The 3,622-nt window shown below is 71.8% G+C and carries 5 protein-coding genes; 4 read left to right on the forward strand and 1 reads right to left on the reverse strand.

Annotated elements, in window-relative coordinates; genetic code table 11:
- The first annotated feature begins 126 nt into the window (after positions 1 to 126).
- From ACFXKZ_RS52305 to ACFXKZ_RS52315, 3 genes are all read left to right on the forward strand, one after another.
- On the forward strand, positions 127 to 276 hold the full coding sequence (locus ACFXKZ_RS52305; RefSeq protein WP_380015628.1) for a hypothetical protein: 150 nt from the start codon (positions 127 to 129) through the stop codon (positions 274 to 276).
- Positions 277 to 919: 643 nt separating this feature from the next.
- Positions 920 to 1,363: a hypothetical protein gene (locus tag ACFXKZ_RS52310; RefSeq protein WP_380015631.1), complete on the forward strand. Its 444-nt coding sequence runs from the start codon at positions 920 to 922 to the stop codon at positions 1,361 to 1,363.
- 259 nt (positions 1,364 to 1,622) lie between these two features.
- Positions 1,623 to 2,156, forward strand: coding sequence for a hypothetical protein (locus tag ACFXKZ_RS52315; protein ID WP_380015634.1), 534 nt, complete (start codon positions 1,623 to 1,625; stop codon positions 2,154 to 2,156).
- A gap of 424 nt (positions 2,157 to 2,580) precedes the next feature.
- On the opposite strand, the gene ACFXKZ_RS52320 is transcribed toward ACFXKZ_RS52315, so the two are convergent.
- Positions 2,581 to 3,228, reverse strand: a complete 648-nt coding sequence (locus tag ACFXKZ_RS52320; protein WP_380015637.1) for a TetR/AcrR family transcriptional regulator — start codon at positions 3,226 to 3,228, stop codon at positions 2,581 to 2,583.
- A 141-nt stretch (positions 3,229 to 3,369) separates the two neighbouring features.
- On the opposite strand from ACFXKZ_RS52320, the gene ACFXKZ_RS52325 reads away from it, so the two are divergent.
- On the forward strand, positions 3,370 to 3,534 hold the full coding sequence (locus ACFXKZ_RS52325) for a hypothetical protein (RefSeq protein WP_380015640.1): 165 nt from the start codon (positions 3,370 to 3,372) through the stop codon (positions 3,532 to 3,534).
- The last annotated feature ends 88 nt before the right edge of the window (positions 3,535 to 3,622 follow it).

Below are 3,622 nucleotides of genomic sequence, written 5' to 3' on the forward strand. Positions count from 1 at the left end.
TTTTCGTGTTGGGGGGGGGGGGGCGGGGGGGGGCGCCCCCCCCCCCCCCCCCCCACCGCTCGCGTTCGTCGCCCGTTACCCGTCCGGGATCCCACCGCGACGGTCGACGCGGCGGCCGAGGCTGCGGTGCCGGTGCCGGAGGGGCCTCGGCCCAAGCGCACGCGCGAGCAGGCGTGGGCGATCGCGCCGGGCGCGGCGGCGGCCTACCGGGCCCGGGTGGGGCACCTGAAAGTCCCGCGCGGGCATGTGGAGTCGGTGACGGCGTTCGACGGGTGACGTGAGGACGTCAGGTCGGGGGTGTGGGTGACCACGACCAAGAGCAGGCGGGCGAAGCCGGCGGCCGAACGCATCGCCGAGTTGGACGCGTTGGGGATGCGCTGGGCGTGAGCGGGGGCGGGCCGGGCCGGCCGGGGTGGATTGGGGTTACTCACGATGAACCCCATATACAGGCTGCGCATGTTCGAGGGTGCATATCGGCCCCCGACCGGCCCGAACGCCGGTTCCTGCCCCGTCGTTCCCAAGGACGACGCCCCAGGCGACGGGGCAGGCGACGCCCCACGCGACGGGTAATCGGTCGGGCGGGCCGGCGCCCGGGTGGGTGGTGGATGCGCGGCCGGGTGTGTGGTTCGTGTCGGATCCGTGTCCGGTTCACGGGGGATCCGGGGCGGCGGGCCGGGACTCGTTCGGGTGAACCTCGGGCGTCGGGGCCGGTTCGGTGCCAGGGTGGTCGGGTGCCCGGTCGCGGGGTCCACACATTCGCCTCGCGGCGTGCGTGCGGGCTGTGCCCCGCGAAGTCCGGCAACGGGAAGGGGCGTCGACCACACGTGGTCGACGCCCCTTCCTCGTGTCCGGCCGGGGACTGCCGGGCCGCTTTCATATTCGCGACCTCGTGTGAGGTCCCACCGCGACGGAGGATCCGATGGGCACGGACACGGCGGGGCCGGAGAACGACCACGCGCACGGCGGGTTCGGCATGCCGCCGGAGAACGATGCCGGCGGCCGTCCGGTCGATCACGTGCTGCTCGGATCGCTCGTGGGCGCGGCGATGGACGGGTGTGTCTCTTGTCAGGACCCGCTGCTGACGCTGTTGGTCGAGGATCCGGTGACCACGTCGCGGGTGATCGAGTTGGCGTGTATCGCCACGCAGCGGGCGTTCGGCGGGTTGCCGGCGTCGATGACCGAGGACGACGTGCCCGGCCTGAGCCATCCGGCGTTCCGGCGGGCGGCCCGCGCGGGGCTCGACGGCGCGAACGACGCGCTGTTCGCGACGGTCGGCGCGATGTCGCCGGGCGATCGGCGGGGCGCGGCGAACACCGCGATCGACACACTGGCCGGCTTCCTGGGCCTGGCGGGCCCGCACTGAACCACCGGCCATCGGCCCCGGCCGCCGTTGACGTCGCCGAAGGGGGGCGTCACCTCGGGGGCGGATGGATCGTTGGGTCCGGGTGTGGTGGCCCGGCGTCTCCCCGTCGCCTGGCCGGCTGCACCGGATCGGCCCATCCCCCGAGGTCGATGCGGCGGGTCGCGGGCGGTGCGGGTCGGCACGACATTCGCGCCGCCCGCGTCCGGTGATCCGAGGATGACGAAACGGCCGGTCCCGGCCGATGGGTACTTGTACCGGTGTGGGCAGGATCCGTTGGCCGGGCGTGCTGGAGCGGGCCGCCGAGGTCGTCGTCGAGTACGACGCGAGCGGTGGGTACACGCTGCGGCAGGTGTACTACCGGCTGGTCGCGCAGGGGGTGATCCCGCACACCGCGCCGATGTATCGCCGGTTGTCGTCGCGGCTCGCGCAGGCCCGCCGGGACGGGGTGTTCCCCGATCTCGTGGACCCGTGGCGCACGGTGCACGTGCCGCCGGCCTGGCGGGACGCGGGCGCGTTCCTGCGCGCGGCACCGGGCATGTGCGCTCTGGACCGGACCGTGGGCCAGAGCACCGCGTTGTATGTGGCGTGCGAGAAGGACTCGTTGCGGGCGCAGGTCACCGGATGGCTGGAGCGGGCGGGGGTGCCGGTGCTGGTCGTGCGGGGGTTCGGCAGCCAGAGCTACGTGCAGGTGGTGCGCGAGCGCACCGCCCGCGACCCGCGCCCGGCGGTGCTGCTGTATCTGGTTCTCCCTGGCGCTTCGACGTGTCGCAGGACGCTGCGTCTGATCGTGTGATCTGGGGTTCTTCCGCCGAACAAGCGCCCCCGCGGGCAGCAGCCGCACTGGCGGCCCAAGCGGGAGACCCCGCGGGTGCTGACCGCAGTCGACGCCGTCCTCGACCGCTACCGCGAGCACCTGCCCGTTTCACTTCGCCAGCTGTTCCCTACATGGTTCACGGCGGTAGGGCCGGGAACCGGAGCCGCTCGAAGGACCCACGCTCGGCCCGAGGGTCCCGCGGACCGCGTCAGCCGCCGGATGCGCGTGCGATGGTTCGCGAAAGAGGCCGTGGATTCGCACACCCGCTCGGCGCCACGTTTTCCCTGTTCGAGCTATCACGTTCCATGTTCACGGCGTGAGGATCCAGGGGTGCGGTGATTCGCCGCGGTTCGCCCGCGCGAACGACGGCTGGGACCGTGTCCGAGACCGCCGGCGTACCGGGTCAGGGCGCGCTGTCGATGATCCTGGCGGTGCTGCGGTGTAGATGCGCCAGCAGGTCGGCGTCGATCTCGCGGCGGTGGGACAGGGCGCGGGTGACGGCGGAGGCGACGATGTCGTAGACGACGAAGGCATCGTCCAGGACGCTCGCGCTGTCGACCGTGGGACGGAGTTCGTGCAGGGCGTCCGCGATCGGGGCGATGATGCGCCGTTCGAGGAGCACGGCGGTTTCGGGGTAATTCATGGCGAACCGCGGCGCGTCGATCATGAGCGAGGTCGATCCGTCGGCGGGGCTGCTGGTGGCGCGCGCGACGAATGCGTCGATCCACGCGTCGATACGTGCCCGCGGCTCGGTCACGGCGGCCAGGCGTTCGGCCAGCGATGCGACCAGGGCGTCGGTCGCGGCTTCGAGAACGGCCATGACCAAATCCTGTTTGGCCGGGAACAGGCGGTAGAAGGCACGGCTGGCGAGCCCGGCCCGCTGGAGGATCGCAGCGACCGGGGGGTCGATGTTGCCGGTTTCGGCGATGAGGTCGCGGCAGGCGGCGATGAGCCGCCCGGCATCGTCGAGGTAGCCGGCGCGCTGGGGATCGACCAGGCGGTCGACGGCGGCCGCCGCGAGTGCCGGGGTCGGGCGTGGCGCGGTCGTCACCGGGCTCCTCCTCGTGGTCGACTGTGTGTTTCCGCGAGTGAGTATATGCGTCGCGCTCTTGAAAATGCTGTTTTCACCAGTGAGTATGTCGACCTCACCCCAGGCTGCGGCGAATGCCCTGCCTCTCAGAGAGGACTCGACATGACCATCCGCGAGGAGCGCGAGGATGCCGTGCGCAGCGGCGAACTGTTCGACCGGATCGTCGAGGCTTGGAAGACGTTCGGCAAGCGCATCGTGTTCGACGACCCGGCGACGGACACCCCGCTGCTGCGGTCCGAGGGCCTGCGCTTCGCCACCCGCTACTGAGATTTTCGGTTTGGGGTGACTACGGCGGGGCCGGGACCAGTCCGGTTTCGGCGATGAAGCCGTCGAGGAGGGCTGGTCGGTATTGCAT

It is taken from the genome of Embleya sp. NPDC059237, assembly GCF_042754105.1.
Classification (GTDB): domain Bacteria; phylum Actinomycetota; class Actinomycetes; order Streptomycetales; family Streptomycetaceae; genus Embleya.